We start from the raw sequence: 23,782 nt of genomic DNA on the forward strand, positions 1-23,782 counted from the left end.
GTGCCCGATCTGGAAACGGGTCCCGGTGAAAAATCGGGACTCAAGGCAGGAATTCTCTCTTGTGGGCCGTGTGTTCAGGGGTGACAGGCCGGTTTGGCCTCCCAAGAGTGGTAACACCTGGGGGAATCCGATTAACAACCCGGAAAAAGTAACTTTTTTTTCTTGCATTTATTTCGAATCTTATATAAATAGAACGGTTGTGAATGATACATTATCCGCAAAATAGACTGTGATTGCGGAATGATAGCTTGAAACAGTAGACCACGAGGAGGAGAACATAGCTAACCGCAGCAAAATCAACGTCAACAACAAGATCAGGGCAAGAGAAGTGCGCGTGATTGGTTCCGATGGAGCCCAGCTGGGCGTACTTCCAATTCAGAAGGCATTGAGTACCGCCGCTGAGGGCGGACTCGATCTTGTTGAGGTGGCACCGAACTCAACTCCTCCTGTTTGCAAAATTATGGATTTTGGTCGTTTCAAATACGAAGAGACCAAAAAGCGGCAGGAGGCGAAGAAGAAGCAGAGCTCTTTCCAGATGAAGGAGATCAAGGTCCGGCCCAAGACAGGTGACCATGACCTGGAAACCAAGGTCGGTCACATCAAAAAGTTTATCGATAAAGGGAACAAGGTCAAGGTAACGTGCATGTTTCGAGGGCGTGAAATTACACTTTCCGCCTTGGGGCGTGAGTTGCTTGCCCGTGTCGCCGAAAAGACTGCAGACGTAGCGACGGTTGAGCAGATGCCCAAGTTTGAAGGGCGGACCATGTTCATTATCCTCGCCCCCAAGTAAGACGCCTTTGCAACGCGTAAGCGAGCGCCCGCCTGGGCCGCCGGTGTTTTCGGCCGGTCGGCAGGTGTGTTGCGCTTTTTTGCAGGGCCATCATAGTGCCTGCGACACCGGGGCCCCCGTTTCCCGGTTCGGGGTTTTTTAACGTGATGACATTCGGCACAGGCGGCATCGTGCACGTTCGGTGCGCCTGTATTTATGGGGCCTTCGGGCGACATATGTCTGTGCCGGCTTAAAAAGTGAAAGAGGTTTGACACCATGCCTAAGATTAAGACCAACAGAGCGGCTGCAAAGCGCTTTAAAATTACCGGTTCCGGTAAAATCAAGTTCAACAAGTCCAACTCAAGCCACATCCTTACCAAGAAGACCACCAAACGTAAGCGGTCTTTGAGGCTTGCTCAGGTCCTTGATGCGACCAACATGAAAGCTGTCAAGAGAATGCTCCCCAACGGGTAGTTCTCTGACGGAAGGCGACCGCCCCGCCTGGAATCCGTGCCGAGTCTGGCTGTGATCGTCAGGTTTAAGATAGGGTTGGGTCGAAGGTTTTTTGCGTTATCGGACTGTAATTGAACCCGGTTTCAGCACCAAGCACACTTATTTAAAAAAACGGTGGACATCACGGTCTTTATTAACAACAGGCCCTGATGTAACGATGGAGATACGAAGACAATGAGAGTAAAAAGAGGAACTAAAGCGAGGCAGCGCAGGAATAAGATTCTTAAACTGGCCAAAGGTTTTCGTGGGGGGCGCAGTAAGCTGTTTCGTACAGCGGCCGACTCCGTAGACAAGGCGCTGATGTATGCTTACCGTGATCGCAAGCAGAAAAAACGTGATTTCCGTAGGCTCTGGATTGCCCGAATTAACGCAGGCGCTCGAATGAATGGTCTTTCTTATAGCAAGTTCATTCACGGCCTGAAGCTGGCCAACATCGATCTGGACCGTAAGGTTCTGGCTGAACTGGCCGTCTCTGACCCTGCAGGTTTTGCAGCGGTTGTTGATCGAGCGTCCCAGCAGCTTCAGTAGATCGATCTCCCTGCCACAGTCGGGTCGTGCATAGCGGCCTTGGTGCCACGTGTGTCGACCCGCTCTTTCGGATGGGACTTTTTCGGGGTAAGGAGGCTTGTAGTAAATACAGGCCCTTCTTGCCTCGTTTTTTTAACAGGTCCCGACCCTCTTGAAGGTTGAGGCCATCCAAACTGGACACGTAGCGCGATCGTGGAAAATAATATTGAACAAATCTACAGTGAGGCGCTTTCCGCAATAGAAGCGGCCTCCGATGAGAAAAGCGTGAAAACCCTTTCCACCCTCTATTTGGGTCGAAAGGGTTTTGTGACTCAGTACCTTAAAAATATTTCCTCGCTTCCTGAGGGAGATCGGCCCCTGGCAGGAAAGCGGGCCAATGAAATGAAGCGGGGCCTTGACGGTGCCATCGCATCTCGTCTTGCCGTCCTTGGGGCGGAAGCCGAGGCCTCCGATCCTGGGATTGATGTCACCCTTCCCGGTCGGTTGTCGGCCTCTGGCTCTTTTCATCCGATCACTCGTATCACCACAGAAATTTGTGAGATTTTTACCCGACTCGGGTTCTCTGTGGTGGAGGGTCCAGAGGTTGAAAGTGATTATTACAACTTCGAAGCCCTCAACATTCCCAAGCATCACCCCGCCCGGGACATGCAGGATACCTTTTACATCTCCCCTGAGACGGTCCTTCGAACCCACACCTCTCCGACCCAGCCCCGTGTCATGGAAAAGAGCGAGCCGCCCGTTCGGATTATCGCTCCTGGCAAGGTCTATCGGTGTGATTCCGATTTGACCCATACCGCCATGTTTCATCAGGTGGAAGGTCTCTATGTGGATAAAAAGGTCTCTTTCGGGGATCTGAAGGGGGTTCTTACCTCTTTTATTCATCAGATGTTCGATCCAGGGATCTCCCTTCGTTTCCGACCCAGTTTTTTCCCTTTTACCGAACCCAGTGCCGAGGTGGATATTAAGTGCGTCATCTGCCGCGGAAAAGGGTGCCGTGTCTGTTCTCATACCGGATGGCTCGAAATTCTGGGCTCCGGCATGGTGCATCCTGCGGTGTTGGAGAACGTGGGGTACGATACGGAAAAGGTGAGCGGATTTGCTTTTGGCATGGGGGTGGAGCGTATTACCATGTTAAAATATGGCGTGGATGATATCCGGAAATATTTCGAAAACGACATCAGGTTTCTGAGGCAATTCTAAGATGAAATTCAGTCTAAGCTGGTTAAACGAATACATCACCCTGGGTATGGGAGTGGACCGTCTTGCGGACGGGCTCACCATGGCCGGCCTTGAGGTCGACTCCGTCACGCCTCTCTATGACTCTCTCGAGGGTGTGGTGGTGGCCCGGATTGTAGAGGCGAAACCCCATCCCAACGCGGACAAGCTTCGGCTCTGTCAGGTGGATGTGGGGGCCGAAGAGAGGGTGGGTATTGTTTGTGGCGCGCCCAATGCCGCCGAGGGACTCGTGGTGCCTTGCGCCCTTCCCGGTGCGGTGCTCCCCGGGGGGATCAAAATTAAAAAGGGGAAAATTCGGGGTGAAAAGTCCGGCGGGATGCTTTGCAGTGCCCGAGAGCTGCAGCTGGCGACCGATGCCTCTGGTTTGATGGAGCTTGCCTCTGACCTGGTCCCCGGAATGCCTGTTAAAGAGGCCCTGGCGCTCAAGGACTCCATGGTGGAGATTGACTTGACTCCCAACCGTCCCGATTGCTTGAGTGTGATCGGGATCGCGCGTGAGGCCGGTTCTTTCCAGGAGCCCCCCGTGAAGGTTTCGTATCCTGAGGTTTCGCTTCCCGCTGCGGACGCGTCCCTGGGGACCATTGCCGATCACACCTCGGTCACCATTGATGATGGCGATCTTTGCTGGCGCTACGCGGCGCGTCTTGTGTTTGATGTCACGGTTGGGCCGTCTCCCGCCTGGCTTCAGCGGCGCCTTCTCTCTGTGGGGTTGGCCCCTATCAACAACATCGTGGATATCACCAACTTTGTGATGCTGGAGACCGGCCAGCCCATGCATGCCTTTGACTTTGATCGTCTGGCAGAAAACCGTGTTGTTGTGAAACGTGCGGCCGAAGGAGAGGCGTTTACCACTCTGGATGGTAAAGAGCACACGCTGACCTCAGAGATGCTGATGATTTGTGACGGCGAAAAATCTGTGGCCATTGGCGGTGTGATGGGCGGCGTGAACTCCGAGATTGGGGAGGGGACCACCCGCGTGCTTCTTGAGAGCGCCTGCTTTAATCCCACCTCCGTTCGTAAGACCTCGAAGCTTACAGGGATCCACTCTGATGCCTCCCATCGTTTTGAGCGCGGCAGTGACCTTGAAGGGGTGTTGTTTGCCCTGAATCGTGCGACGGCTCTCGTGGCAGAGCTTGGCGGCGGGGCCCTGGTGGACGGTCTTATCGATGAGAACCCCATGCCGTATGCCCCCCGGACCATTCGCGTGAATGTCGAGTCCCTGAACAGTCGGCTCGGCACCTCCCTTGGGGCGGTTGAGATGCAGGAGCTTCTTTGTCGCGTTGAGTTTGCCGTCGACGTGTTGGATGAGAACACCCTTGATGTGGTGCCTCCCTCCTACCGTGTGGATGTGGAGAGGCCGGAAGATCTCTCAGAAGAAATCGCCCGTCTCTGGGGGTACAATAACATTGAGACCTCCTACGCCAAGGTGGTGGCCTCCAATGAGAGTTATCCCCCAGCCTTTTCCGCCCGCCAGGCGGTCCGCAGTGCCTTTGTCGGGATTGGTTTCAATGAAGCCGTGAACTACAGCTTTATCCGGGAAGATGCCGTCGATCGCCTTCGCTTTGCTGAAGGAGATCCCCGAAGGCGTCTGGTCACCATCGTGAATCCGATCTCCGAAGAGCAGAAGGTGATGCGCACCTCTCTGATCGCCGGGCTTTTGGCTTCTGCGGTTCGAAACATCAGTGTTCAGGAGCGCAGCCTGCATCTTTTTGAGGTGGGGGCGACCTTTATCGCCGGTGAGGGGGAGACTCTCCCTGAAGAGCCGGAGATGTTGGCAGGACTTGTGACGGGTGACCGACGGTCTGCCTCCTGGTTCGGCAAAGAGGAGCCCTGTGACTTCTACGATCTCAAGGGAGCCCTCGAAGGCTTTTTTGATTCCCTGCATATTTTTGGGGTCAGCTTTCGCCCCATGGTTGCCGAAGCCTGCTGTTATACCCGTCCCGGCTATACCGCCGAGATTCTGGTGGACGGCGAGGTGATCGGGCTGGCGGGCAAGGTTCATGGCGAGGTGCTGAAGAGTTTTGAGCTGAAGCAGGACGTCTTTGTCTTTGAAATGGCCATGGGGCCTCTCGCGGCCCGTATTTCTGGAGATCGTCAGGCATCATCCATTCCGAAGTTTCCGTCCGTGACGCGTGATGTGACCATCATCTGTGATGCGTCTGTCTGTGCGGGGGATGCCATGGCGGCCATCGGGGATGAAAAGCAGGCTTTGATTGAGGGGGCCTGGCTTCTGGATCATTACGCTGGCGAGAATATTCCTGAAGGCAAGCAGAGCCTGACCTTCAGGGTGGTGTATCGTTCCGCCGACAAAACCTTGAACGACAAGGCCGTCAACAAAATACATACACGTATTATGGAGATGCTTCTTAAGCGGTTTGACGCGGTGCTTCCGTAATGACGGGTTGAATGCCGACCTCTTAAGGACGTGCTGTGATTTATCCGAAAAGGGGCGTCTATGGCGCCCCTTTTTTTTCGCCTCCCCGGCATGCGATTCCGCGGGGAGGCGGGGTCTCTTTTGCGCAGGACTTTTGCTGAAAAACGTGGAAAAGGCCTGCGGCACGCACTTGAACGTTTTTTACCGAATGTCTTTTTGATAGCACGGGGCCGCCGATGGATGAGCAGGCGGTCGGGAAAAGGAGGGTTGTGCGGGTGATCCGCAAAGGTGGCCTGTCTGCCTTGAAACCGAGGAGGGGAGTAGAAAATGGGTATTGTCCCTCAGAAAAAGTATTTTAAGATTAGTGAGGTCAGCAGCCTGACCGGTTTGGAAACCCATGTTCTGCGTTTCTGGGAGGGGGAGTTTTCCGCCATTCGTCCCAAGCGTACCGAGTCTGGCCAGCGTATGTATCGCAGAAAAGATATTGATGTGATTTTTGAGATCAAGAGGCTGCTTCATAACGAGCGTTATACTATTGAAGGCGCTAAAAAAATGATCTGCGCCAGAGGAAAAGAGAGCGAGGGGCCTCAGGGGGCCACCCGTGATGTTCTCAAGGAGATCATGGCTGAATTGAGAGTGATTCGAGCCTTGGTTTAGGTGAGTGGGCACGTGCGTGAACCGCGTCTCCGATTAATGTATTGACAATACACTTTTTTTATCTTATTAGATAAGGCTGGAAAGTTGAGGGAGCTGTACGCAACGAGGCTGTAAACACTGCCTTTGGTGGGCGTTTCGGGGTTAGACCCTGACGTTTTTACCATTCGTGCGCCCCCTGAGACAGTCCCTTTTTTCGGGGCTCTTGCTGGGTGTGCCCCGTTTCTTGAGGCCATTTGGCAATGGCGGATGCTTGCAAAGGCGTCGCCGTGACATGAAGGTCTGTTGCATTTGAGAACGGGCAAAGCGCCCGTTTTTTGTTTTTATATTGCGCTGTGTTACAGTGACATGAACGGATAGGCAGTATGAGCACCCGCTCCAAAAAACAGAAATTACAAAAAAAAGAGAACCGACCTCGTTCGGTTATCACCGGAAGGCATCTTGCCGAGGCACGCCATCTTGCCGATGAGTTGTGTGAGGGAGAAGGGCTGGAACTTGTCCATATTGAGACCGTCATGGAACTCAGCCAATCTATCCTGCGCGTTTATATTGACAAGGAAGGCGGGGTAAGCGTGGGTGACTGCACCTCCGTGAGCCGACAGCTGGGAGACGTGATGGATGTCTCTTTGGAAATTCGAGGCGAGTATCGCCTGGAAGTTTCTTCGCCGGGCCTGGATCGTCCCGTTTCAAAGCTGACAGATTTTCAGCGTTTTAAGGGTCGAGCGGCGGTGATCAAGACAGACTCTCCAGTCGGAGGGAAAAGTCGCTTCAAAGGCACGCTTCTCGGGCTGGCCCCGGGTGAGCTGGTATGCATAGACGTTGACGGAACAACGCACGAGATTGCACTTGAGAACATCAAACGTGCCAGACTTGTCGGAAATATTGGGGAGAGCTGATGCAAATTTCAGAGATCAAACGGGTTGTCGAGCAGGTCAGCAAAGACAAGGGCATCGATTTTCATGTGCTGATCAAGACAATGGAAGAAGCCCTTGCGTCTGCGGCCCGGAAGAAGTTGGGCAAGAATGCTGACATCGAGGTTCAGTACAACGAAGAATCTGGTGAAATTGAAGTCTTTCAATTTAAAGAGGTCGTGGACGAGGTGATCGATCCGGATGTGGAGATCACCATGGAAGACGGCCGCAAGCTCGACAGCGATTGCGACATGGGCGACAGCCTCGGTCTGAAAGTGGATACCTCTACCTTTGGGCGCATTGCCGCCCAGTCGGCCAAGCAGGTCATCATTCAGAAGATGAAGGATGCCGAGCGCGAAGCGATTTACGAAAGCTTTATCGATCGCAAGGGCGAAATCATTAATGGTATCGTTCAGCGTGTCGACCGCGGAGATTTGATCGTCAACCTGGGGAACACCGAAGCGATTCTTCCTGTGCGCGAGCAGATTTCCCGGGAACCCTTCCGTCGAGGTGACCGTGTTCGTGCCTTGATCAAGGATATCCTTTTAGAATCCCGCGGTCCGCAGGTCATTTTGACCCGGGCCAGCTCTGAGTTCCTCATTGCTCTTTTCAAGACTGAGGTTCCTGAAATCATGGAGGGTGTGGTTAAGATCAACGGTGCGGCCCGTGAATCGGGTGTTCGTGCCAAGATCGCCGTCAGCTCTATCGATTCAGATATAGATCCCGTTGGCGCCTGCGTGGGCATGCGGGGAAGCCGTGTGCAGAACGTGGTCCAGGAACTCAAAGGGGAGAAGATCGATATTATCCCCTGGCACCCTGACTCTGCTCGTTATGTCTGCAATGCCCTGGCTCCAGCTGAGATTGCCAAGGTGATTATTGATGAAGATACCCGCACCATGGAAGTGATTGTCCCTGTGGATTATCTCTCTGTGGCGATTGGTAAAAAGGGCCAGAACGTTCGGCTCGCATCTGTTTTGACCGGGTGGCAGCTGGATGTGGTCAGTGAAGAAGAACACAGCCGTTCTTTAAAGGACGAGTTTAATGCACTGATGAGTATTTCCGGCGTCGGCGCGGCTCAGGCTGAAGCGCTCCATTCCAGTGGGTTTTATACCCTTGAGGATGTGGCGGATGCATCAATGGAAGAACTTCTTGAAATTGATGGCTTCGATGAGGAGCGGGCGACCCAGGTTCTTGAATCCGCCCGAAATCCTGAATCTGATGTGACAGGCACGGAAGAAGACGAGGCCTCTGCAGATGATGAGGTCACAAGCGACATCGCTGACGAAGATGTGTCAGTGGATTCTGAGCTGGATCCTTCGGAGGCCGATGAGGTCGATGGGGAGTCCGACAGCCCGGAACAGGAATCAGGACCCGAGCCGGAATCCACGGAGGCCGATGAGGCCGACGGGGAGACCGACAGCCCGGAGCAGGAATCAGGACCCGAGCCGGAACCCACGGAGACCGATGAGGTCGACGAGGGTGACGACAGCCCGGAACAGGAATCAGACCCCGAGCCGAATCCCGACGCGTAAACCTTTATACCCGGGTGGGCGTCACACAAGGATTGGTTTTTCGGTAAGCCATGTGAACAGGGAGTTGTTGCAGAATATATTGCAGAATATATTAGGGGGATTGAATGGCAAAAATCAGAGTCTATGAACTTGCCAAAAGCCTGAATATGACCAACCGCGCGTTGCTCAATAAAATTGAGGCCATGGGCATTGAGGTTGGTAGTCATATGAGTTCTCTCGAGGATGAGACCGTCGAACTGATCCGAAAGAATCTCTTTGGCGATAAAGATCCGGAGTCTCGGGACAAGCGCGTTCGTAAGACCGTAATCAGGCGACGCAAGCGCAGTAACGATGAAGACGGCGCGGAGGCCGACGAGGATTCCGAATCCGACGCAGAACCCGCCGTTATGGCGGAAAATGAGGTGGAACGTCCCGAGGTCGATCCCCCTCAGTCAGAAATCGCTGAAGAAGCAGCTCCTGAGGTCACTCCCCCTGTTGATGAGGCGGTAGAGGCTGAGGAAGAGACCCCTGAGGCGAAGGTCACTACTGATTCCGTTAAACCCAAGAAAGCCAAGAAAAATGTGCCGGCCCGCATCATCAAGCGTCCCGAGTTGGAGGAACCTTCTGTGGAAGAGTCCTCTGAACCCGAGGTCGCCCCTGAGCCAGTTGAAGCGACGTCAGCCCCTGTTGTCGAAACACCGGAAGAACCGGTTGTTGAGGCTCAGAATCAAGAGGAGAGTGTCGCAGAAATGAATGCCGAACCCACCCAAGAGGTGGCACCGGTGGCTGAGAAAGTCGCTGAAAATGAAGTGGTTTCGACTCCTGAGACCGGAGATGCGAGCAAAAAGGGACAAAGTGATGAGGCGGAGACTTCTGCGACGGAGAAGGACGAGCCCAAAAAGAAGCGGAAAAAAGTGAAGAAATTCATGGCTGCGAAAATCATTAAACTCCCCGAGCCTGGGATCAAACCCGCTTTTCTTAAAGAAAAAGAGGAGGCGCCTCACCGAGGCAACGGCTATTCTCGTCCCGCAGCGCCTCAAGCGGATCGACCGGCCCGGGCGAAAGAGCCCGCCATGCCGCCTACAGGTGGTGAAACTGCCGGTGACGCACGCGCCAAAAAAGGGCGTCGCGGTCGACCTGGTGAAGTCAGTGGCGGCGATGCCTTCGGCGCTCGAAAAAAAGGTCGCAAGAAGACGGTGGTGGAGGGCAACGCCCTTTACTCCGAGGGACGCGGTCGCAAAGGGCGCAAGGGCGGCAGGAACAAGCAGCAGCCCGTGGGCCAGAAAACCCAGATTACCGTTCCCAAGGCCATCAAGCGTCGCATCAAGGTGGATGATACCATCGCGCTTTCTGAACTTGCCAAGCGCATGGGCATCAAGGCCAATGACATGATTATCAAGCTCATGGGTATGGGCGTCATGGCCACCGTCAACCAGACCATCGATTACGATACCGCCGAACTTGTGGCGACAGAGTTTGGTTTTGAGGTCGAACGTGCAGCGTTTGAAGAAGATACCATTTTAAGCACCTCCGTTGTGGATGAGGATCCCTCAAAGCGTGTGACCCGGTCTCCTGTGGTGACCATTATGGGCCATGTCGACCATGGTAAAACCTCATTGCTGGATGTGATTCGACATACCTCTGTGACCTCAGGGGAAGCAGGGGGCATTACCCAGCACATCGGGGCCTACCATGTCGCAACCGAAAACGGCACCATCGCATTTCTTGATACTCCCGGCCATGAGGCGTTTACCGCCATGCGTGCCCGTGGTGCCCAGGTGACCGACCTTGTTATTCTGGTGGTGGCCGCCGATGACGGTGTCATGCCTCAGACCGTTGAAGCGCTTAACCACGCCAAGGCGGCGAATGTGCCGATTATTGTGGCTGTGAACAAGATTGATAAGCCCGATTCCGATCCTGACCGTGTGAAACGTGAGCTCTCTGAGCACGGCGTTCTCGCTGAAGATTGGGGCGGCGAAACCATCTTTGTTAACGTCTCTGCCAAGACCCATGAAGGGATTAGTAACCTTCTGGATATGGTCCTTCTTCAGGCCGAAGTGCTCGAACTGGCTGCCAACCCCGATCGCCTGGCCATTGGCCACGTGGTTGAGTCCAAACTCGATATCGGACGTGGCCCCCTGGCCACCGTATTGATTCAGGATGGTACCTTGACAGCGGGTCAGTCTGTGGTCTGCGGGATGTACTACGGTAAAATTCGCGCCATGTTCAATGACAAGGGCGCTCAGGTGGTTGCAGCGGGTCCCTCCATGCCTGTGGAGATCATCGGTTTGACCGGTGTTCCCGAAGCGGGTGATGAGATGGTGGCGGTTAAGGACGAAAAAGACGCCAAGCAGGTCAGTGCTCACCGCCTTCAGAAATCTCGCGCTCGTGAACTGGCGAAGAACAGCCGGGTGACTCTGGAACGTCTCTTTGAACAGATGGAAGAAGGCGAGGTCAAGGATCTTAACCTGATCATTAAAGCTGACGTTCATGGTTCCATTGAGGCTCTCAGGGAATCGTTGGGCAAGCTTTCCACCAGCGAAGTCAAGGTCAACGTCATCCACGCAGCGACAGGGACTGTCACGGAATCCGACGTCTCTCTGGCGGCTGTTTCCAATGCTATCATCCTCGGCTTTGCCGTGCGCCCCGCGACCAAGGTCCAGAACATGGCCAAGGAAGAGAGCGTGGACATGCGCTTTTATGACATCATCTACGATGCCATTAAGGATCTGAAAGATGCCATGGTCGGGCTGATGGAGTCTACCTTTGTAGAGAAGATCCTGGGTCGTGCCGAAGTTCGGGACACCTTTGTGATTCCCAAGAAGGGTACCATCGCTGGATCTTATGTGACGGAAGGCAAGATCGTTCGTGGCAACAAGGTCCGTCTCCTTCGAGATGGTGTGATTGTCTACGACGGCAATCTCGGTTCTCTCCGGCGCTTTAAAGATGACGCCAAAGAGGTCGCTCAGGGTTATGAGTGTGGTATCGGCATCGAAAATTTCAACGACGTTAAACTCGGGGATACCATCGATTGCTACTACATGGAAGAGATTAAGCCCTCCCTCGATTAGAGCTAATTGATTAGATACGACGCCGGCCTTCGGGTCGGCTTTATCAGATGATTCTGTAAGATTTCTTCGTTGTAATGCCCCGCCATAGCCTTACTGGTTTTTCATGGCGGGGCATTTCAACGTTTGACACCAAAGGATACATACTCAGTATGAAGCCCTTTTCTCGTGCTGATCGGGTCAGCGTTCAAATTCAGGCCACCATCTCGGCGTTGCTGTGTAAAAAGATCAGCGATCCCCGTCTTGAGATGGTCACCATTACCGGTGTAAAACTCACCGACGACTTGCGCCATGCGCAGGTTTTTTTCTGCGTTTCCGGCGGGAAAAAAGCCAAATACGAGGCCCTGTCAGGGTTCAAGAGCGCCTCGGGTTTTCTGAAGAAATCCCTGGCCGGAACACTGGGTATGAAGTTTATGCCCGCATTAATCTTCCTTTATGATGAATCCCTCGATTATGGCTCCCATATCAACGAAGTGCTGAAATCTCTTTCCATTGAGGATGAGTCTGCTGCGCCTGGGGAGTCTGAGACTCCTGAGGATACAGACGCTTCTGAGGATACGGAGTCGTAACTCGGCAGCGATCGTGACTTCATCATGCTTTGTTTCAGGGTGCCGATGTGTTCCTGTGGTTTTTTATCAACGGATTGTTTACCGCTTTAAGAGGCCATCAGGACGATGATTCTCAAATCGCTGAAGGAGAGCAGACGTCTGCTTTTAGTGACCCATGTAAGGCCCGATGGCGATGCCATCGGTTCGATTCTGGCGTTGGGCCGTGGCCTCTCTCTGATGGGCAAGACCGTGCGTCTCTATAACGAGAGCCCCATTCCTGCCATTTTTCGTTTTCTTCCGGGGATTGAACAGATTGTTTCAGATCCCGGCCCTCTTTCTGACTACGATACCGCCGTCGCCCTGGACTGCAGTGACCTTTCCCGCGTGGGGGGGCTGGCTGATGCGGTGAGCCGGATCCCTACCCTGATTAATATTGATCATCATCTGACCAACACCGGTTTCGGTGCCCACCAGATGATAGATCCCGCGGCGTCCTCGACCGGTGAGTTGGTTTACCAGATTTTGATGGACCTGGGGATTGCGATCGATTCGGCCATGGCGTATGCCATCTACACCGCCATTTTCACCGATACAGGCTCTTTTCTGTTTCAGAACACCAATCCCAAGGCTTTTTATATCTGCGGGCGTATGGTGGAGCTGGGCGTGAACTCCTACACGGTCGCACAGAAGCTTTTTGCCACCTATTCTCTGGGGCGGCTTAAGCTGCTCAATATGGTGCTGGATACCATCCAGATTTCACGAAATGGAAAGCTCTCGGTCATGTATTTGACCCAGGAGATGCTGCGTGAGACCGAGACCAGCGTGGATGATATCAATGGCCTGGTGAACTATGCCAAACACATCGAAGATGTACAGGTGGCTGTTCTTATCCAGGAATCACAGCGCCTTCCCGGGGGGGGGGATCGCTCCCATTATCATGTCAGCTTACGATCCAACGGGCCTGTAGACGTGGCCGCCATTGCCGAGTCCTATGGGGGCGGTGGGCATTCGGGCGCTGCGGCCTACACGACCTATACCAGCCTTGCCGAAATCAAAAAAAACGTGTTTCGGCTTTCCGATATATTTTAGGGGATTCATGAAAGACGGTATTATATTGATCGATAAGCCGGCGGGAATTTCATCGGCTTCAGTGGTCTATCGCATCAAGAAGCGGTTCTCTTTTGCCAAGGTGGGCCACGCGGGAACCTTGGATCCCTTTGCGACCGGCCTGATGGTTATCACGGTCGGGAAAGCCACGCGGCTTTCCCGGTTTTTCCTCGATGCGGACAAACGGTATACCGGGCGTCTGGTTCTCGGGACCCTGACCGATACCCTCGACCCCGAAGGCGAGGTCCTCAAGACCGAAACACCGGAGGTGATGGCCGACCTTGCGTCGACGTTGGCGCTTCCTGAGATCCACAAGGTTTTTCACGCTTTTACCGGAGATTTTATGCAGGTGCCTCCGGTTTATTCCGCCCTCAAGCACAAGGGGGTGCCTCTGTACAAGCTGGCCCGTAAAGGGCAGCCGGTGGAGAAACCTCCCCGGCCTGTGACCTTGTATAAAAACACTCTGACGTCCTACGCTTTTCCGCACCTTGATTTTGAAGTCAGTTGTTCCAAGGGAACCTATATTCGCAGCCTGGCTCGGGATATGGCCGAAGCTCTCGGGACGGTGGGCCATCTCATCTCACTTCGTCGCATCGAGAGTTTGGGCTTCCATGTGGATGAGGCGCTCACCCTGGCCGAGGTGGAGGCGGAATCGATGGACTTCGAGCACCTGCCCCTGATTCCTATGTCGGACGCTGTGTCTCATCTGCCCGCTTTTGTGGTCGACGAGGTGGCTCGGGCCGCGGTCATGAATGGAAATCAGCTCCCCTGGCGCCCCTGCGGCGAGGACTCGGGAGCGGATTTTTGCCGGGTCCTTGACGGCGAAGGGCACTTGATTGCCGTGGTGGAGTCGGCTAAATGTGGTGCCCATCATAAATATTGTTGTGTTTTTAACGCATAAAGGTATAATTATTCGTTATTTGTGTAGCGATTTTCCTGTGAAGGAGGTCGTTTATACAGGCAAAAATAGAGAAGTAACCGCCCGATGATGCAGCCGGTCTGAATGGAATATCGGATTGGAGAAGGCCGAGCGGGGCTGACGGACGCGTTTGCCAAACGGTTTGTCGGTTTTCATTATTCCAGATTATTAATTAAGGACGACCCGCATGACGGAGTGGACAGAGTGCCCTCCCACGATGCACGTCCAGACAGGAGGCCGTACCATGGTATTTACCACCGAGCAGAAACTGGGAACCATCGAGCAGTACAAAACACACGAGTCCGACACCGGCTCACCCGAAGTGCAGGTTGCGCTTCTGACCGACCGAATCATCTACCTTACGGATCACGTTAAGGTACACAAGAAAGATCACCACTCACGTCGTGGCCTTCTGATTCTTGTTGGTCGTCGACGCCGTCTTCTGAACTATCTCAAGAAGAAAAACATCACGCGATACCGTGATCTGATTGCACGACTCGGTCTGAAACGATAGATGGCTTTTTGCGGAAGGCACGGGAAATTGTTCCTGTGTCTTCCGCAGTCCCATACCCCGTACCGCCGCACAAGAGGCAACTCTAAAACGAACTCCTTATTAAATAAGCACACCTGAGGTATCGACCCCTGTAAACCTGGGTGGATGGCTCACGCGTGCCGTTATTTATGAGGACGTTCGATGATAGGCCTCTAAAAAAGCAGCGGTTTCACCTAACCAAGGAGCATTAGATGCAAGAATACAGCTTTGAAACCGAGCTGAACGGAAAGACACTGACCCTTAAAACCGGAAAAATCGCCAAGCAGGCCTGCGGGGCCGTCATCGCACAGATGGGCGAAACCAGTGTCTTGGTCACCGTTGTCGGTGCCGATAAAAACAAGGAAGGCATCGATTTCCTTCCCCTCTCCGTAGAGTATCAGGAGAAGATCTACTCCGCGGGGCGTATCCCCGGTAACTATTTCAGGCGTGAGCAGGGACGTCCCAGTGAGAAAGAGATTCTCACTTGCCGTCTTATCGACCGCCCCATCCGTCCCCTCTTTGCTGATGGCTACGGCTGCGAGACTCAGGTTATCGCCACCGTCATGAGCATGGACAAGGAGAACGAACCCGACGTTCTGGCGATGATCGCCACCTTCGCGGCGCTTCATATCTCCGAGCTTCCCTTTGCTGGCCCCATCGCCGCCGTGCGTGTGGCCCGTGTGGGCGGTGAATTCGTTATCAACCCCACCTTGAGCCAGATTGCCGAGTGCGATATCAACATCGTTCTGGCCGGTTCCAAGACCGGGGTCACCATGGTAGAGGCCGGAGCCAAAGTGGTTTCTGAAGCCGATATGATTGCGGCCCTTGAAGCGGGTCACAATGCCATCCAGCCCCTCATCGAGCTTCAGGAGCAGATGCGTGAGGCGGTTGGCCGTGAAAAGCGTGTGGTTGTAGCCCCTGTGATGGATGAGGACCTTTATGCCTTCGTTGAAGGTCAGGTTTCTGCCAAGATCAAGGACGCCCTTCAGGTGAAAGACAAGATGGAGCGCAAAGCCGCTATGTCTGCCGTTAAGCTTGAGCTGATGGCTGGTCTGACCGAGGCACAGGCTGAGCGCAAAGGGGAAATTTCTGAAATTTTCAACAAGCTCAGCAAGAAGGTGGCCCGTGCCATCATCCTCGAAGACGGACACCGTATCGACGGTCGTGCCTTTGACGAGATTCGCGACATTACCTGCGATGTGAACGTTCTGGCCCGCCCTCACGGCAGTGCCCTGTTTACCCGTGGTGAGACCCAGGTCATGGGGATTCTGACCCTGGGCTCCGGCATGGACGAGCAGCGCGTGGAGACGCTTTCAGGGGATACCACCAAGCCTTTTATGCTTCACTACAACTTCCCTCCCTACTCTGTAGGTGAGTGCAAGCGTGTGGGGGCTCCCAGCCGACGTGAAATCGGTCATGGTGCCTTGGCTTTCCGAGCCATTGAGCCGATTCTTCCTGCCAAGGAAGATTTCGAATACACCGTGCGTCTTGTCTCCGAAGTGACCGAGTCCAACGGCAGCTCGTCCATGGGAACGGTTTGTTCCTGTGTTCTGGCTCTGATGGATGGTGGGGTTCCCATCTCCAACCCTGTTTCAGGGATCGCCATGGGGCTCGTCAAAGAGGGCGACCAGGTGGCCATTCTCTCCGATATCCTCGGCGATGAAGATCACACCGGCGATATGGACTTCAAAGTGGCGGGAACCGCCGAGGGCATCACGGCCCTGCAGATGGACATCAAGATCAATGAGCTCCCCAAAGAGATCATGATCAAGGCGTTGGAGCAGGCCAGAGCCGGTCGTCTTCATATCCTCGACAAGATGCTTGCTGCCATTGAGACACCCCGTGAAGAGATCTCCGTCCACGCACCCAAGGTGCATGTGGTCAAGATCAATCCCGACAAGATTCGTGACATCATCGGCCCCGGCGGTAAGAACATCCGTCAGATCCAGGCCGACACCAATACCCGCTTGGAAGTCTCCGATGACGGCACGGTGAAGATTACCGCCGTTAACGCCGAAGATGCAGCCAAAGCAGTGCAGATCGTCAACGACATCGGCACCGACCCAGAGCCCGGTGAAGAGTACGACGGCACCGTTGTGAAGATTGCCGATTTCGGCGCCTTCGTAGCGATCCGTCCGGGCATGGATGGCCTCGTGCATATCTCCGAGCTGGCCCATTACCGGGTCAACAGCGTCACCGACATTGTGAAGGAAGGCGACAAACTGAAAGTCCGTGTCCTTGAAGTGACCCGTGACGGGAAGATTCGCCTGAGCCACAAAGCCACTCTCCCTGTACCTGAAGGCACCGAGGTTCGTCCTCCCCGTGAAGATGGCGGCGAGCGACGTGAAGATCGTGGTGCACGCAGAGATGACCGCGGACGCGGCGGAAGAGGCGGTCGAGGGGGCAATGACAGGGGCCGTCGATAAAACCACACTCAAAAATGGTGTACGTATCGTATCGAGACGGATCGACCATGTTCGATCCGTCTCCATGGGTGTCTGGGTAGACGCAGGCGCCCGTGATGAGACCGTGATGGAAGGGGGACTTTCCCATTTCATTGAGCACATGCTCTTCAAGGGGACTCAGAAGCGTTCGGCCTACGATATCGCCAAGGCCTTTGACGCCATCGGTGGCCAGACCAACGCCTTTACCTCCATGGAGAACACCTGCTATCACGCTCGTGTGATGGACGAACATCTCGTGACCATGGCGGATCTGTTGAGTGATATCTTTTTGAACTCTACCTTTTCGGAAGAAGAGGTGGAGAGCGAAAGGCCTGTGATTCTTTCAGAGATCGGCATGGTGGAGGACAACCCCGAGGATCATATTCACACGCTGCTCGAAGAGTGTTTTTGGGGCGATCATGCCCTGGGACGATCGATTCTGGGCTCCCGTGAACAGATTATGGGATACGGCAGAGAGGATCTGGTGCGGTTTTTTTCTCACCTGTATCAGCCTGACCGGGTTCTGATCTCCTGTGCGGGACATGTCGATCACGATGAGATTCTCTCCCTGCTGGCTCCGGCCTTCGAAGGGATCAAGGCACGTGACGGTTTTCCGACGCGTGAGGTGCCCAAGCCTGTCTCCGGCGTGAATGTTCTCTCCCGGGATATCGAGCAGACCCATGTCAGCCTTGCCTGGCCGGGTCTTCCCGTGACCGACGAGACGCGGTTTGCCTCTTCTTTGATGAATACCATCCTGGGTGGGAACATGAGTTCCCGTCTTTTCCAGGAGATCAGAGAGAAGAGAGGCCTCGCCTATAACGTCTATTCATTTAACGCATCCTACGTGGACAGCGGCATGGTCGGCGTTTACGCCGGGGTGATGCCCGATAAGCTGACGGAATGCCTGGACGTGGTAAAAAGCGAGTTGGCTCGTATCTGTGAGCATGGGGTGGATGAAGAGACCCTTGAGGAGGCTAAGGCCTTCACCAAAGGGAACATTCTCCTGGCCTCTGAGAGTGTGGACAGCCAAATGGCCCGCCTCGCTTCCAGTGAGTTTCATTTCGGTGGACAGATTCCCATGGCCGAGGTGGTGGAAAAGATCGAGTCCGTTACCACGGAAGAGGTCCGAAAGATCGCCGAGTTCTCCTTTGTTCAAGAGCCGGCCATCGCCGTTCTCGGACCCTCACCGTCAGAAGAGAAGATTCGAAAGGTCTTCGGACTCTGATGGCCGGTCGGCAGTCGCCGCTTGAGACCGATAGATTTTAAAAAAAAAGGTACCTCCTTAATGGGGGGTACCTTTTTTTGTCTCTGCCTGTTACGGTAATTTTTTTGAGAACAGTCAACCTGATTTCAAGGTGGCACACCTTGCCATCGAAGCCTTTTTTATCCACATGATGCAATCCTGGAGTCAACAATGACCGACAAACCCCGGGTGGCCTTTAAGCGCCTTGATCCACAGAAAAACTGCGATGTCCCTCTGCCTTGCTACATGACCGAGGAGGCCGCCGGCATGGATATCCATGCCGCAAATGACGCGCCCATTACCCTCGCTCCCGGTGCCGTGGCCCTGGTCCCCACCGGCTTTTCCATGGCCCTGCCCAAAGGCTTTGAGGGCCAGATTCGTCCCCGAAGCGGCCTGGCCGTGAAACACGGCATCGGCATTATCAACGCCCCCGGCACCATCGACAGCGACTACCGGGGCGAAGTGAAGGTGGCCCTCATCAACTTCGGCGCCTCCCCCTTTACCGTCAATCGAAACGAACGCATTGCCCAGATGATCATCACCCGCGTCTGGCAAGCCGAAATCACCGTGGTGGAGGCTCTTGATTCCACGCAGCGCGGTGACGGCGGCTTCGGCCACACCGGGGTGTAAAGGTTCGCAAATGCTCCGTCCCTTCGTTCCTCAGGTCTGTCACATGTGCTGACGGGCGGCACCCGTACCTCGGTGTGGGTGACTCCAGCTTCATGGGTCCTATCCATTTTGGTGAGTGCCCGAGCATGCTGCACCATGTTACACGAAACCCGAATGCGGACGCATTTCAGTCCAACGTACCGAGAGCCAACGCGCATTCGCAAACCCGCTTTCAACGTGGCACACCTTGCCGCCGGAGGCTTGTTTTTTCCGATTTTTAACCATAGAAGGCAATGCCCTTTATCTATTTGGAATGATTTTTTATGACTGAGATTATTGAATCGGAAAATTGTTTTTGTCAGCTGGCCAGCGGGAGCAAAGGGAACGCTCTGTATGTGAAGGGAGGGGAGACGGCGGTGCTTTTTGACTGCGGGCTTTCCGGGCGAGAGCTTGAGCGGCGGATGGCGGAGCGGGGCCTTGATCCGACCACCCTTTCGGCGGTGGTGATCTCCCATGAGCACACCGATCATGTGGGCGGGGCCGGGGTGGTGTGCCGGCGGTTCGGGATTCCTCTGTTTATTACCGATGCGACCCGTACGGGCTCCACGAAAAAGCTGGGCAAGACCAAGTCCATGGATATTCAGACGATGGAATGCGGGCGTCGGTTTTCTGTGGGCGATCTTGAGATTCATCCCTTTTCTATCTCCCACGACGCGGCCGATGCCTCGGGGTTTCGGGTCACCACCCCCGGGGGTTCGGTGCTTGGAATCGCCACGGATCTCGGTGTGGCCGGGCACCTGGTGAAAGAGCATCTGTCCGGGTGTGATGCGCTGGTCCTGGAGTCCAACCACGACCCGGTGCGACTCTATGCCAACCCCCATTACCCCTGGCCTCTCAAGCAGCGCGTGAGAAGTCGGGTCGGCCATCTCTCCAACGAAGAGGCGGCCACGCTCTTAGACGCCCTGGACCGGCATCGGCTCTCTCACCTGGTTCTGGCCCACTTGAGCGAAGAGAACAACACGCCCGAACTCGCCCTTGAGGCGGCCTACCGCGTTTTAAACGGCAGCAACACCTCCATTACGGTGGCCATGCAGCACCGCCCCATTCCTGTGCTCTCTTTTTAGGAGGCCCTCCTCGGGGTGCCTTCGGCTCAAAAAAAATGCCTCCGGCGGCAAGGTGAGCCACCTTGAAAGCGGGTTACCGCTGGGTTTGCCTCTCGTTCATCGAGTCAAATCCCAGCGGTAGTTTATCCATCCATTGTCTCGTTATTTATTTGCGCCAGCCGTAACCCTTCAACTTCATCCTGGCTCTGCCTGGTCTCTTTTTTAAAAAAGTTTCGCAAAAACGTTTCAGCCCATGTCACATCGACACGGTGACCAAAGGTCAGACCCTTTATACGGTTTCCTTCTTCATCGCCCCTGCCGTATCGGTGTGTGGCGATTGGGTTGCGTGGGCTGAAGAGTGACCGCCAGCCTTACGTTCCCCTCGCTTCATACTCCCCCCCCCCCATGGGTTCCGCCTTTTTTAAGATGAATCTCTGTTCGGCGAAAAGGTGTCTAAAAGCCAGTACGCAAAAAAAACGATCATTTCAAATTATTGGCGCGTTCTATAGATGACCTGTGAGAGGTTTTTGTCAATTTTCTTATAAACGAGCGATCGTTTATGGGCGATTGTGCAGAAAATAGCGGGCTCAACAGGGGAGGGCGAGGGCTCGACCGAGAAAATGGTACAATCGTTCCGTCTTTTGTAACTATTCAGCTATCCATTTTGTCTTTATCGCCCAGGTCTGACAGCACCCTACGCTTTTCGTCTTTCCCGCGCAGGCGGGAATCCATGTATGAAAATCCGTATCGTCCTCATTTTTACAATGAAGTACCGGGTGGATGCGCCGTGCGCACCGTCAGGCGTATCGTAAACCGGAAACACCGCATGTTGAACTAAGACTCGTGGTCATCGTGAACTTGCGAGGCCGATGGTCCTCTCTACGGTAGAAGGTGCGGGAGCCGCACCCTACGCGGTGATGAAAAGACGTGGTGTATTGGCACTTGAATCTCTCTGTCATTTGCCTCGAACGACCTGGCGAAGGCAAGCTGAATAGTTACCGTCTTTTTTAAGATGAATCACTGTTCGGCGAAAAGAGGTCTAAAAGTCGGTGGGCAAAAAAAGATATTAGTTCAGTGGATTGACGGTTTTTTGGATGTCTCGTGATCGGTTTCTGTCAATTTTTCTATAAATGAACAATCGTTTATGGGCAATTGGTCATAAAAATAGAGGGCGCAACAGGGGAGGGATGCCAGTCGATTCAGGAGACGGTCACCGCAGCGGGCAAGATGCAGGCCGCACGGGAAGGGCGAGGGCGGGACCGAGAAAACGGTACAGAGCGTGATGCCCTTTTGTCTCCGGCGGCAAGGTGAGCCATCTTCAAAGCGTGTGACCGCTGGGGTTTGATATTCATCCATTGTCTCATTACTTATTTACGCCAGCCGTAACCCTTCAGCTTCATTCTGTCTTTGCCTGGTCTCTTTTTTAAAAAAGTTTCGCAACAACGTTTCAGCCCGTAGGGTGCGGCTCCCGCACCGTTAACGTCACGCAAACCACTGGCCCCGTCTCAACACGTATCACAGAATTCGGCGTTGCAGGTTTATCGGACGTTAAGCGGCGCGTACGGTGACATGGTTTCCTTCTTCATCGACCCTGCCGTATCGGTGTGTGGCGATTGGGTGGCATGGGCTGAAGAGTGACCGCCAGCCTTACGTTCCCCCCGCGTCATAACCCCCATGGGTTCCCGCCTTCGCGGGAAAGACGAAGACAGCGCGGGAAAGACGAAGACAGGGCGGAGTGATGGCTCCGGTCGCGCTGTTTGACCGTTCGGCTCTTGCCCCCTTATCGTTCCGTCTTTTTTAAGATGAATAAGTGTTCGGCGAAAAGAAGTCTAAAAGTCGGTGGGCGAAAAAAGACATTAGTTCAGTGGATTGACGGTTTTTTGGATGTCTTGTGGTCGGGTTCTGTCAATTTTTTTATAAATGAACAATCATTTATGGGCGATTGATCAAAAAAATGGAGGGCACAACAGGGGAGGAATGCTTGTGGGTTCAGGAGATGGCTACCGCGTCCCAGGCACATGAGAAGGCCGCTTCGAGGCCCTCATCGTCCATGGCGGTGCCTTCTTTCACATGCTGCTTTGCCAGCTGGGTGAGGGGATGGAAGGCGAAGGCCAGGAGAAGGTCCAGGGAGACCGGTTTGAGAACCCCCGCATCCTGCCCGCGTTCGATGAGGTGGGTGAAGGGGGCAAAGAAGCCCTCTGCATCCTCTTTTTCGACGGCATCCACGATGGGGGCGTTGCAGAACTGCTCGGCGAACACGAAATGGTCCGGGTAGGCGAGGTAATAGGCGTAGAGGTTTTCCCACATCAGGCGAAAGGCGTCCCGGATCTCCAGGTCGTCATCGAGGCTGTCAAGAATCGCACGGCTCATTTCCCGTTTGACCTCCACATAAAGAGTGATCAGGAGGTGGTCCTTGTTCTCGAAGTAGATGTAGATGGTGGCTGGCGAGACGCCGGCTTCCCGAGCGATTTTGGACATGGAGGTGTGGGCCAGGCCATAGGTGTTGATCAGCACCATGGCGCTGTTGAGGATTGCTTCTCGTTTGCTCTCGTCTTTGGGTCTCATGGATATTTAATTAAACGATCATTCATTTAATGTCAAGGCTCGAAGGGGTAATGGCGGGTGTGGAATGATCCGCGAGTCGTTCTTTGATGGCAACAATGGCGTCTAAAACACTTATAAAACAGGGTATTAGATCCGGCGCAAAGAGTTTGCCCGATTCATTCTGCATGTACTCCAGTGCCTTGGGGATGGACCATGCCTCTTTGTAGGGCCGCTTGGATGTCAGGGCGTCAAAGACATCAGCCACGGCCACGATGCGGCCTTCGATGGGAATCTCTTCGCCTTTTAAGTGTCGGGGATAGCCACTGCCGTCCCAGCGCTCGTGATGACTGAGGGCAATGGATTTCGCCATCAGAAGAAGGGGGGAGGGGTTGTCTCCGATAATTTCAGCTCCGATTTTGGGATGGCGTTTCATGATCTGCCACTCTTCGGTGTTCAGGGAGGTTGTTTTCTGGAGGATGTTGTCCGGGATGCCGATTTTTCCGATATCATGCATGGGGGCAGCATTGTAAATACGATCCACCTCCACCTCGGGGAGGTCGATGGCTTCACCCAGGATGCGGGTGTAGTGGCTCATGCGCAGAATGTGGAGACCGGTCTCATCGTCTTTATACTCCGAGGCCCTTCCCAGCCGCTGGATGATCTCCAGGCGGGTGTTGTTGAGTTCAATGGTGCGTGCTTTCACTTTGGCGTCCAGGACCCTGTTCTGGTTATACAGGGCCAGGTGAGTGACGATGCGTGCCTTGAGAATGGCTGGGCTGATGGGCTTGGTGATGTAATCCGATGCTCCGATTTCGAGCCCGGTTTTTTCATCTTCCATCTCTGCCATGGCGGTGACGAAAATAACGGGAATGTTGCGGGTGCGAGGATCCTTTTTTAGAGCTCGGCAGGTTTGGTAGCCATTCATCTCGGGCATCATCACATCCAGAAGAATGAGATCGGGAAGTTGGCTTGCGGCCAGGGTCAGAGCCTTGAATCCGTTTTCGGCGAAAATCAGGTTGTAATGGGCTTTGAGGATGTGTTTGATGACCTCTCGATTGATGGGCTCATCATCTACGGTTAAAATGGTCCATTTGTCCACGTCGGGTCTCCTGCTTGAGGGGGCGGTTTCCAGTAAGCGACTGGGTTGTTCTGACAGGCACAGGTGGGGG

19 protein-coding genes are annotated in these 23,782 nt (G+C 54.2%); 17 read left to right on the plus strand and 2 right to left on the minus strand.

Going from position 1 to position 23,782, the window contains the following annotated elements:
• Positions 1-295 precede the first annotated feature (295 nt).
• The 17 genes from infC to Q1Q75_RS01510 all read left to right on the plus strand — a co-directional run bounded on the left by infC (position 296) and on the right by Q1Q75_RS01510 (position 20,090).
• Positions 296-790 (plus strand): translation initiation factor IF-3, encoded by a 495-nt coding sequence (gene infC / locus Q1Q75_RS01430; RefSeq protein ID WP_300667266.1) that lies wholly within the window; start codon positions 296-298, stop codon positions 788-790.
• Between the two features lie 255 nt (positions 791-1,045).
• Complete coding sequence (rpmI, locus tag Q1Q75_RS01435; RefSeq protein ID WP_300667226.1) at positions 1,046-1,243, plus strand: 50S ribosomal protein L35; 198 nt, start codon at positions 1,046-1,048, stop codon at positions 1,241-1,243.
• A gap of 213 nt (positions 1,244-1,456) precedes the next feature.
• Entirely contained in the window at positions 1,457-1,810 is a 354-nt protein-coding gene (gene rplT, locus Q1Q75_RS01440; protein WP_300667227.1) for a 50S ribosomal protein L20, read from the plus strand.
• Positions 1,811-2,002: 192 nt separating this feature from the next.
• Positions 2,003-3,010: a phenylalanine--tRNA ligase subunit alpha gene (gene pheS / locus Q1Q75_RS01445; RefSeq protein ID WP_300667228.1), complete on the plus strand. Its 1,008-nt coding sequence runs from the start codon at positions 2,003-2,005 to the stop codon at positions 3,008-3,010.
• Position 3,011: 1 nt separating this feature from the next.
• The gene (gene pheT, locus Q1Q75_RS01450; protein ID WP_300667229.1) at positions 3,012-5,441 is read left to right on the plus strand and encodes a phenylalanine--tRNA ligase subunit beta; all 2,430 of its coding nucleotides are present in this window, start codon (positions 3,012-3,014) and stop codon (positions 5,439-5,441) included.
• A 306-nt stretch (positions 5,442-5,747) separates the two neighbouring features.
• Positions 5,748-6,077 (plus strand): MerR family transcriptional regulator, encoded by a 330-nt coding sequence (locus Q1Q75_RS01455; protein WP_300667230.1) that lies wholly within the window; start codon positions 5,748-5,750, stop codon positions 6,075-6,077.
• 362 nt (positions 6,078-6,439) lie between these two features.
• Positions 6,440-6,970, plus strand: a complete 531-nt coding sequence (gene rimP / locus Q1Q75_RS01460; protein ID WP_300667231.1) for a ribosome maturation factor RimP — start codon at positions 6,440-6,442, stop codon at positions 6,968-6,970.
• The gene (gene nusA / locus Q1Q75_RS01465; protein WP_300667232.1) at positions 6,970-8,517 is read left to right on the plus strand and encodes a transcription termination factor NusA; all 1,548 of its coding nucleotides are present in this window, start codon (positions 6,970-6,972) and stop codon (positions 8,515-8,517) included. The genes rimP and nusA overlap by 1 nt, the downstream gene beginning before the upstream one ends.
• 104 nt (positions 8,518-8,621) lie before the next feature.
• Entirely contained in the window at positions 8,622-11,567 is a 2,946-nt protein-coding gene (infB, locus tag Q1Q75_RS01470) for a translation initiation factor IF-2 (RefSeq protein ID WP_300667233.1), read from the plus strand.
• Between the two features lie 149 nt (positions 11,568-11,716).
• Positions 11,717-12,133, plus strand: coding sequence for a 30S ribosome-binding factor RbfA (gene rbfA, locus Q1Q75_RS01475; RefSeq protein ID WP_300667234.1), 417 nt, complete (start codon positions 11,717-11,719; stop codon positions 12,131-12,133).
• 105 nt (positions 12,134-12,238) lie between these two features.
• A complete protein-coding gene (locus Q1Q75_RS01480) occupies positions 12,239-13,201 on the plus strand; it encodes a bifunctional oligoribonuclease/PAP phosphatase NrnA (protein ID WP_300667235.1) in 963 nt (320 codons plus the stop codon).
• A gap of 7 nt (positions 13,202-13,208) precedes the next feature.
• Positions 13,209-14,120, plus strand: a complete 912-nt coding sequence (gene truB / locus Q1Q75_RS01485) for a tRNA pseudouridine(55) synthase TruB (protein ID WP_300667236.1) — start codon at positions 13,209-13,211, stop codon at positions 14,118-14,120.
• A gap of 262 nt (positions 14,121-14,382) precedes the next feature.
• A complete protein-coding gene (rpsO, locus tag Q1Q75_RS01490) occupies positions 14,383-14,652 on the plus strand; it encodes a 30S ribosomal protein S15 (RefSeq protein WP_300667237.1) in 270 nt (89 codons plus the stop codon).
• A 230-nt stretch (positions 14,653-14,882) separates the two neighbouring features.
• The gene (locus Q1Q75_RS01495; protein ID WP_300667238.1) at positions 14,883-17,096 is read left to right on the plus strand and encodes a polyribonucleotide nucleotidyltransferase; all 2,214 of its coding nucleotides are present in this window, start codon (positions 14,883-14,885) and stop codon (positions 17,094-17,096) included.
• Entirely contained in the window at positions 17,014-18,339 is a 1,326-nt protein-coding gene (locus Q1Q75_RS01500; RefSeq protein WP_300667239.1) for a pitrilysin family protein, read from the plus strand. The genes Q1Q75_RS01495 and Q1Q75_RS01500 overlap by 83 nt, the downstream gene beginning before the upstream one ends.
• 189 nt (positions 18,340-18,528) lie before the next feature.
• On the plus strand, positions 18,529-18,987 hold the full coding sequence (dut, locus tag Q1Q75_RS01505; RefSeq protein WP_300667240.1) for a dUTP diphosphatase: 459 nt from the start codon (positions 18,529-18,531) through the stop codon (positions 18,985-18,987).
• 302 nt (positions 18,988-19,289) lie between these two features.
• Entirely contained in the window at positions 19,290-20,090 is an 801-nt protein-coding gene (locus Q1Q75_RS01510; protein ID WP_300667241.1) for an MBL fold metallo-hydrolase, read from the plus strand.
• A 1,968-nt stretch (positions 20,091-22,058) separates the two neighbouring features.
• Here the strand turns inward: Q1Q75_RS01510 and Q1Q75_RS01515 are convergent.
• Both Q1Q75_RS01515 and Q1Q75_RS01520 read right to left on the minus strand, forming a co-directional pair.
• A complete protein-coding gene (locus Q1Q75_RS01515; RefSeq protein WP_300667242.1) occupies positions 22,059-22,634 on the minus strand; it encodes a TetR/AcrR family transcriptional regulator in 576 nt (191 codons plus the stop codon).
• A 22-nt stretch (positions 22,635-22,656) separates the two neighbouring features.
• A complete protein-coding gene (locus Q1Q75_RS01520; protein ID WP_300667243.1) occupies positions 22,657-23,712 on the minus strand; it encodes a two-component system response regulator in 1,056 nt (351 codons plus the stop codon).
• Positions 23,713-23,782 lie beyond the last annotated feature (70 nt).

This window comes from Desulfoluna sp. (assembly GCF_030145185.1).
In the GTDB taxonomy this organism is placed as follows: Bacteria; Desulfobacterota; Desulfobacteria; order Desulfobacterales; family Desulfolunaceae; genus Desulfoluna.

What these genes read in the sequence shown, in the direction of transcription:
- rpmI (WP_300667226.1), top strand. Translation starts at nt 1,046, where the DNA reads ATGCCTAAGATTAAGACCAACAGAGCGGCTGCAAAGCGCTTTAAAATT.
- rplT (WP_300667227.1), top strand. Translation starts at nt 1,457, where the DNA reads ATGAGAGTAAAAAGAGGAACTAAAGCGAGGCAGCGCAGGAATAAGATT.
- pheT (WP_300667229.1), top strand. Translation starts at nt 3,012, where the DNA reads ATGAAATTCAGTCTAAGCTGGTTAAACGAATACATCACCCTGGGTATG.
- Q1Q75_RS01455 (WP_300667230.1), top strand. Translation starts at nt 5,748, where the DNA reads ATGGGTATTGTCCCTCAGAAAAAGTATTTTAAGATTAGTGAGGTCAGC.
- rimP (WP_300667231.1), top strand. Translation starts at nt 6,440, where the DNA reads ATGAGCACCCGCTCCAAAAAACAGAAATTACAAAAAAAAGAGAACCGA.
- nusA (WP_300667232.1), top strand. Translation starts at nt 6,970, where the DNA reads ATGCAAATTTCAGAGATCAAACGGGTTGTCGAGCAGGTCAGCAAAGAC.
- infB (WP_300667233.1), top strand. Translation starts at nt 8,622, where the DNA reads ATGGCAAAAATCAGAGTCTATGAACTTGCCAAAAGCCTGAATATGACC.
- rbfA (WP_300667234.1), top strand. Translation starts at nt 11,717, where the DNA reads ATGAAGCCCTTTTCTCGTGCTGATCGGGTCAGCGTTCAAATTCAGGCC.
- Q1Q75_RS01480 (WP_300667235.1), top strand. Translation starts at nt 12,239, where the DNA reads ATGATTCTCAAATCGCTGAAGGAGAGCAGACGTCTGCTTTTAGTGACC.
- truB (WP_300667236.1), top strand. Translation starts at nt 13,209, where the DNA reads ATGAAAGACGGTATTATATTGATCGATAAGCCGGCGGGAATTTCATCG.
- rpsO (WP_300667237.1), top strand. Translation starts at nt 14,383, where the DNA reads ATGGTATTTACCACCGAGCAGAAACTGGGAACCATCGAGCAGTACAAA.
- Q1Q75_RS01495 (WP_300667238.1), top strand. Translation starts at nt 14,883, where the DNA reads ATGCAAGAATACAGCTTTGAAACCGAGCTGAACGGAAAGACACTGACC.
- dut (WP_300667240.1), top strand. Translation starts at nt 18,529, where the DNA reads ATGACCGACAAACCCCGGGTGGCCTTTAAGCGCCTTGATCCACAGAAA.
- Q1Q75_RS01510 (WP_300667241.1), top strand. Translation starts at nt 19,290, where the DNA reads ATGACTGAGATTATTGAATCGGAAAATTGTTTTTGTCAGCTGGCCAGC.
- Q1Q75_RS01515 (WP_300667242.1), bottom strand. Translation starts at nt 22,634, where the DNA reads ATGAGACCCAAAGACGAGAGCAAACGAGAAGCAATCCTCAACAGCGCC.